At 72.8% G+C, this 5,966-nt stretch carries 6 protein-coding genes; 3 read left to right on the top strand and 3 right to left on the bottom strand.

The window, feature by feature from the left end; all coding sequences use genetic code 11:
* Positions 1–7: 7 nt before the first annotated feature.
* Positions 8–637 carry an MBL fold metallo-hydrolase gene (locus tag STRIP9103_RS15995; protein WP_009312823.1) on the bottom strand — a complete coding sequence of 210 codons (630 nt, stop codon included), beginning with the start codon at positions 635–637 and terminating at the stop codon, positions 8–10.
* Positions 637–1,725: an S-(hydroxymethyl)mycothiol dehydrogenase gene (locus STRIP9103_RS16000; protein ID WP_009312825.1), complete on the bottom strand. Its 1,089-nt coding sequence runs from the start codon at positions 1,723–1,725 to the stop codon at positions 637–639. The genes STRIP9103_RS15995 and STRIP9103_RS16000 overlap by 1 nt, the downstream gene beginning before the upstream one ends.
* Positions 1,726–1,974: 249 nt before the next feature.
* Here STRIP9103_RS16000 and STRIP9103_RS16005 point away from each other — a divergent pair, with 249 nt between their 5' ends.
* Complete coding sequence (locus STRIP9103_RS16005; protein WP_009312819.1) at positions 1,975–3,795, top strand: MBL fold metallo-hydrolase; 1,821 nt, start codon at positions 1,975–1,977, stop codon at positions 3,793–3,795.
* The gene (locus tag STRIP9103_RS16010; protein ID WP_009312827.1) at positions 3,792–4,538 is read left to right on the top strand and encodes a sulfite exporter TauE/SafE family protein; all 747 of its coding nucleotides are present in this window, start codon (positions 3,792–3,794) and stop codon (positions 4,536–4,538) included. Before STRIP9103_RS16005 ends, STRIP9103_RS16010 begins: the two co-directional genes overlap by 4 nt.
* Before the next feature lie 424 nt (positions 4,539–4,962).
* Here the strand turns inward: STRIP9103_RS16010 and STRIP9103_RS16015 are convergent, their stop codons facing one another.
* Positions 4,963–5,250 carry a metal-sensitive transcriptional regulator gene (locus STRIP9103_RS16015; protein ID WP_009312829.1) on the bottom strand — a complete coding sequence of 96 codons (288 nt, stop codon included), beginning with the start codon at positions 5,248–5,250 and terminating at the stop codon, positions 4,963–4,965.
* Between the two features lie 122 nt (positions 5,251–5,372).
* Here STRIP9103_RS16015 and STRIP9103_RS16020 point away from each other — a divergent pair, with 122 nt between their 5' ends.
* The gene (locus tag STRIP9103_RS16020; protein WP_009312821.1) at positions 5,373–5,957 is read left to right on the top strand and encodes a rhodanese-like domain-containing protein; all 585 of its coding nucleotides are present in this window, start codon (positions 5,373–5,375) and stop codon (positions 5,955–5,957) included.
* Positions 5,958–5,966: the final 9 nt, after the last annotated feature.

Consider the following 5,966-nt stretch of genomic DNA (forward strand, 5'->3'; position numbering starts at 1 on the left):
GCGGTGCTCAGTGACCGCGGGCGATCCACTCCTCCAGGTGCGGGGCCTCGGCGCCGATGGTCGTGCTGTCGCCGTGGCCGGTGCGGACGGTCGTGTCGGGCGGGAGGGTGAGAAGACGGTCGCGGATGGAGTCGATGATGGTCGGGAAGTGGGAGTAGGAGCGGCCGGTGGCTCCCGGGCCGCCGGCGAAGAGGGTGTCGCCGGTGAAGACGGTGCCGAGGCCGGGGGCGTACAGGCAGACGGCGCCCGGTGCGTGGCCGGGGGTGTGCAGGACCCTCAGGTCGGCGCCGGCGGCCTCGATGATCCGGCCGTCGGCCAGCCAGTGGTCCGGCGTGCGGTCGGGGTGGGTCTGCTTCCACAGCGGCAGGTCGTCGGGGTGGAGCCAGATCGGGGCGCCGGTGCGCTCGGCCAGGGCGGGTGCGGCGTCGATGTGGTCGTTGTGGGCGTGGGTGCACACGATGGCCCGCAGGGTGCGTCCGCCCACGGCCTCGGCGATGGCGTCGGCGTCGTGGGCGGCGTCGATGACGATCACTTCGTGGTCGTCGCCGACGATCCAGACGTTGTTGTCGACGTCCCACGTGCCGCCGTCGAGCGTGAACTGGCCCGAGGTGACGAGGTGTTCGATGCGCGCGGCCATCAGAGCGTCACCACCGAGCGCAGGACGTCGCCGTGGTGCATCCGCTCGAAGGCCTTCTCGACCTCGTCGAGGGCGATGGTCTCGGTGACGAAGGCCTCCAGGTCCAGACGGCCCTGGAGATAGAGGTTGATCAGCATGGGGAAGTCGCGGTCCGGCAGACAGTCGCCGTACCAACTCGACTTGAGCGCGCCGCCGCGACCGAAGACGTCGAGCAGCGGCAGCTCCAGCTTCATCTCGGGTGTCGGTACGCCGACGAGGACGACCGTGCCGGCGAGGTCGCGGGCGTAGAAGGCCTGCTTGTACGTCTCGGGGCGGCCGACCGCCTCGATGACGACGTCGGCGCCGAAGCCACCGGTGAGTTCGCGGATGGCCTCGACCGGGTCGGTCTCGCGGGAGTTGACGGTGTGGGTGGCGCCGATCTTCTTGGCGGTGGTCAGCTTCCGGTCGTCGATGTCGACGGCGATGATCTTCTCGGCGCCGGCCAGCCGGGACCCGGCGATGGCCGCGTCCCCGACGCCGCCGCAGCCGATGACGGCGACGCTGTCGCCCCGGCCCACATTGCCGGTGTTGATGGCGGCGCCGATGCCCGCCATCACCCCGCAGCCCAGCAGTCCGGCGACCGCGGGGGCGGCGGCCGGGTCGACCTTGGTGCACTGCCCGGCGGCGACGAGCGTCTTCTCCGCGAAGGCGCCGATCCCCAGGGCGGGTGACAGTTCCTGGCCGGTCGAGGCGAGGGTCATCTTCTGCTTGGCGTTGTGCGTGGCGAAGCAGTACCAGGGCCGACCGCGTCGACAGGCCCGGCAGTTCCCGCACACCGCACGCCAGTTGAGGATGACGAAATCACCGGGGGCGACATCCGTGACGCCCTCGCCGACGGACTCCACCACACCGGCCGCCTCGTGGCCCAGCAGGAACGGGAAGTCGTCGTTGATGCCGCCCTGTTTGTAGTGCAGATCGGTGTGGCACACCCCGCACGCCTGCACCTTCACCACAGCCTCGCCCGGCCCGGGATCGGGGACCACGATCGTCTCGATCCGCACCGGTTCGTTCTTGCCCGGTGCGATCACGCCGCGTACTTCCTGCGCCATGGTGAACCCTTCCTTCGTTCGAGGCGGGCGGTCCCCCGCCCATGGTCACCCTACGGACTGACCAGCCGGTAGGGCCTCCGATGCATGCGGAGACATGACCGAAAAGAGTGCCCGCGCCGCCTGTGCGAGACCTGTCTCCCACTCTCCTCAGATACCCCCCCGGGTATTTCTGCTACCGTTGACTGCATACCCCCGGGGGTAATTTCCCCGAGGGTGCTCAGGCATTCGAACCAGGAGAGGAGCGCTGCCGTGTACTTCGTCGACACCATCGAGGTGCCGGGGCTGGGCAACCGCAGCTATCTGGCGGGCGGGCCGCGCGGCGCCGTGGCGGTCGATCCGCCGCGGGACATCGACCGGATGATCGCGGCTGCCGCCCGGCGGGGCGTGCGCATCGCGTACGTCGTCGAGACGCACGTCCACAACGACTACGTCACCGGTGGCCTGGAGCTGGCCCGGCTGACCGGTGCCGCCTACCTGGTGCCCGCCGGGGCGCGGGTCGCCTACGAGCGGGTGCCGGTGCGCGACGGCGACTCGGTGGAGATCGACGCGGATCTGACGCTGCGCGCCGTCGCCACGCCCGGGCACACCCCGCACCACACCGCGTACGTCCTTCAGGAGGGCGGCCGGGCGGTGGCCGCGTTCACCGGGGGCTCACTGCTCATCGGCACGGTCGGGCGGCCGGACCTCGTCGAGCCCCGGCTCACGGGTGAGCTGGCCCGCGCCCAGCACGCCTCGGCGCACCGGCTCGCCGCCGAGCTGCCCGAGGAGACGGCCGTACTGCCCACGCACGGCTTCGGCAGCTTCTGTTCCGCCGGGCGGGCGACGGATACGACCACGACCATCGGGCGGGAGCGGGTCACCAACGAGGCCCTGGTCAAGGACGCGGACACGTTCGTCGCCGAGCTGCTGGCCGGCCTCGACGACGTACCGGCGTACTACGCGCACATGGGTCCCACCAATGCCGACGGGCCCGCCCCCGTGGATCTGACACCGGCGGCACCGGCGGACGCGGAGGAGATCGCCGCGCGGCTGGCGGCCGGCGAGTGGGTCGTGGATCTGCGCAACCGGGTCGCGTTCGCCGAGGGGCATGTGGCCGGATCGGTGAACTTCGAGGCGGAGGGACAGCTCGCCACGTATCTCGCCTGGCTGCTGCCGTGGGGCAAGCCGGTGACACTGCTGGCCGAGTCTCCGGACCAACTGGCCCATGCCCAGCGCGAATTGGTGCGGGTCGGCATCGACCGCCCCGCCGCGGCCTCGACCGGCTCGCCCGCCGACTGGCTGCGGGAGGGCGAGCGGCCACGCGGCTTCCCGCGCGGCACGTTCGCCGAACTCGCGAAGGTGTACGGCGCCGAGGGGGTCGTGGTCCTGGACGTCCGACGGGACTCCGAGCGGGCCGGCGGGCACATCGCCGGGTCGGCCCACATCCCCGTGCACCAACTGCGCGACCGGCTCGGCGAGATACCCGACGGCACGGTGTGGGTGCACTGCGCCGGTGGTATGCGGGCCGGTATCGCCGCCTCGCTCCTCGACGCGGCCGGCCACGACGTGGTCGCCGTGGACGACGGCTTCGCCGCCGCGGCCGACGCCGGGCTCCCCCTCTCGCGCATCACCCCGGCCCGGGCCCACGAACGCACGGGCGCCGACGGCGACGCCGTACTCCTCGACGTACGAGAGCCTGAGGAGTGGGCCGCCGGACACGCTCCGGCCGCCGTCCATGCCCCGCTCTCCGCCCTCACCGCCGGAACCCCCCTCCCCCCGCACGCCCGGAACCGCCCCCTCATCACCATCTGCCGTTCCGGGCGACGCTCCCAGGAGGCGGCCACACTGCTCCGGGCACGCGGGGCGGACGTCGTCGACGTCACCGGAGGGATGCCGGCCTGGGAGGAGGCGGGACTGCCGGTGGTCACGGAGGCACGGGCCGGTGCTCCGGCGGCCGAGGCGATGGCGGACGCGATCGCGGGTCCCGCCCCGCGGCCAACGCTCGACGTGGCCCCCGGACCGGCGCGCACCGCATCCGGCAGCCCCGAATCCGGCGCACCGCTCGGCACGACCGGTGGCCCGGCGGCGTGAGTACGCTCGTTCTCGCCCTGTTCGCCGGGGGCGTGATCGGGCTCTCGCTGGGGGCGTTGGGCGGCGGGGGCAGTGTGCTGGCCGTGCCCGCGCTGATCTATCTGCTCGGTTTCACGCCGGCCGCCGCCACCACCGCGAGCCTGGTGATCGTCACGCTGACCTCGGCGACCGCGCTGGCCGCACACACCCGGGCGGGCAACGTCCGCTGGGCCGGCGGAACCCTGTTCGCGGCGGCCGGTCTGGTGCCCGCGGCGCTGGGCGGCGCGCTGTCCGCGGATCTGCCGTCCACGGTGCTGACCGGGGCGTTCGCGCTGGTCGCCGGGCTGGCCGCGTACCGGATGCTGCGTCCCTCGGCGACCCGTCGGGAGGAGTCGACGGTACGGAGGAGCCGGGTCGCCCTGTCCGGGGCCGGGCTCGGCTCGGTCACCGGTGTCCTCGGGGTGGGCGGCGGCTTCCTCGCCGTACCAGCCCTGGTGAACGTGGTGGGACTGCGCATGCGCGACGCCGTCGGCACCAGCCTCCTCGTCATCACCGTGAACTCACTGGCCGCCCTCGCCGCCCGCACGGGCGCGGCCGAGGGACTCGACTGGGCGGTCGTCGCCCCCTTCACCGGGGCCGCGATCCTCGGCGCCTGGGACGGCAAACGCCTGGCCGGCAAGGTCTCCGGGGAGACCCTCCGCCGGACCTTCGCCTGGGTACTGCTGGCGGTGGCCGCGTTCATGCTGATCGACGCGATGGTGTGACCCGGCGGGCGAAGGGCGCAGCCTCCCCCGCCTTGCTCCCACCACCAACAGGCAGAGCGCCCCCGCCCGTCACACACCACCGGCGGACGCGGCCTCCCCGACCTTGCTCGCACCACCGACAGGCGGAGCATCCCCGCCAGCCTCACACCACCGGCGGACGCGGCCTCCCCCGCCTTGCTCCCACCACCAACAGGCAGAGCATCCCCGCCCGTCACACACCACCGGCGGGCGCAGCCTCCCCGACCTTGCTCGCACCACCGATAGGCGGAGCATCCCCGCCAGCCTCACACCACCGGCGGACGCGGCCTCCCCCGCCTTACTCCCACCACCAACAGGCAGAGCATCCCCGCCCGTCAGACACCACCGGCGGGCGCAGCCTCCCCGCCGTGGTCGTACACCGGCAGGCGGAGCCTCCCGGCCCCCCTCACGCCAGCGAAAGGAACAGCTTCTCCAGTCGAGCCCGCATCTGCTCCGTCGTCTCCCCGTTCCGCTCGTTCTTCTCGGCGTCGGTGAGGCACTGCTGCAGCCCGGTGGCGATGATCGCGAACCCCGCCCGGTCGAGGGCGCGGGAGGCCGCCGCGAGCTGGGTGACGACGTCCTCGCAGTCGCGTCCCTCCTCGATCATCTTGATCACTCCGGAGATCTGCCCCTGTGCCCGACGCAGCCGGTTCAGCACCGACTTGAGCTCATCGCCTTCGAACTGCAGCTCCACTGCCATCCACTCCTCTATATACCCGTGGGGGTATTTTACCGCGCCCCCGCGACCACCCCGGGATTCACTCCCACCCGAACCCTTCACGACCCGAACCCCTCACGAAAGGATCGCAGGACAGCATGACCACTCCCCTCACCCCCCGCCCCCTGGACCCGGAGCAGGCCCGCGAGCGGCTGCCGGAGCTGACCGTCGTCGACGTCCGTACGCCCGGCGAGTACGCCTCCGGGCATCTGCCGGGCGCCCTGAACATCCCGCTCGACCAGTGGGAGCGAGCGCTGCCGGCGCTGAAGGAGTCCACCGCCGAGCTGCTGGTCGTGTGCGCGTCGGGGGCCCGGTCGGAGAAGGCGTGCGCGGTGCTCGCCGGGCACGGCATCGCGGCGGCCACCCTCACCGGCGGTACGAGCGCCTGGGCGGCCGGCGGCCATGAGCTGCACCGGCCGGCCGCGGGCGCACGGGCCACCTGGGCGATGGAGCGTCAGGTCCGGCTCACCGCAGGTGGGCTCGTCCTGGTCGGGCTGGGCCTCGGACTGCTGCACCCGGCCTGGCAGTTGCTCTCCGCCGGGATAGCGGGCGGCCTGGTCCTCTCCGCGCTCACCAACACCTGCGGGATGGCCGTGACGCTCGGCAAGCTGCCGCACAACCGCCCCCGCCCGGCGGACCTCGACGCCACGCTCGCCAGGCTCACGGCACCCGGGAGGCGGTGACGCAAGGCG

The organism is Streptomyces ipomoeae 91-03 (genome assembly GCF_000317595.1).
Classification (GTDB): Bacteria; Actinomycetota; Actinomycetes; order Streptomycetales; family Streptomycetaceae; genus Streptomyces; species Streptomyces ipomoeae.

Excerpts from the sequence above, each read along its gene's own strand:
- STRIP9103_RS15995 (WP_009312823.1), bottom strand. The coding sequence starts at position 637 with ATGGCCGCGCGCATCGAACACCTCGTCACCTCGGGCCAGTTCACGCTC.
- STRIP9103_RS16000 (WP_009312825.1), bottom strand. The coding sequence starts at position 1,725 with ATGGCGCAGGAAGTACGCGGCGTGATCGCACCGGGCAAGAACGAACCG.
- STRIP9103_RS16020 (WP_009312821.1), top strand. The coding sequence starts at position 5,373 with ATGACCACTCCCCTCACCCCCCGCCCCCTGGACCCGGAGCAGGCCCGC.